The sequence below is a fragment of the Cupriavidus sp. SIMBA_020 genome (assembly GCF_046535395.1).
GTDB lineage: Bacteria > Pseudomonadota > Gammaproteobacteria > Burkholderiales > Burkholderiaceae > Cupriavidus > Cupriavidus campinensis.
On sequence record NZ_JAWRWU010000123.1, the window covers coordinates 1 to 385 of the forward strand.

The 385-nt window shown below is 71.4% G+C and carries 1 protein-coding gene; it reads right to left on the reverse strand.

Features of this window, described 5'->3' with window-relative positions; translation table 11 throughout:
• On the reverse strand, nt 1-307 hold a 307-nt coding region (locus SB751_RS28445; protein ID WP_410748843.1), incomplete at its 3' end, for a LysR family transcriptional regulator.
• Nucleotides 308-385: the final 78 nt, after the last annotated feature.

Sequence of the window (385 nt, forward strand, 5' to 3'; positions counted from 1 at the left end):
GCCCGACCTTGAGCGTGTGGCGGGCGGCGGCGGGCGCGCGCGCTTCGTCGGTGCCTTGGCGCAGCAGTTCGAACGCCGCGTGGACCCGCTCGTAATAGGCCTGTCCCGCCGGCGTGAGGGCCACGGCGCGGGTGCGACGCTCGAACAGCGTCACGCCCAGTTCCGCCTCCAGCCGTTGGATGTGGTGGCTGATGGCGCTTTGCGTGACGAACAGTTCTTCGCCCGCCAGGCTGAAGCTCAGGCGCCGGGCGGCCGCCTCGAAGGCGCGCAGCGAGACCAGGGCGGGCAGGGAACGGTTGGAGCGCATGGGACGGCGGAGAGGGTGGGCCGGAGAGGGAGTACCCGGTTCACGCCTCATTCTCGCAGATCAACGGCGGGCGCGGAA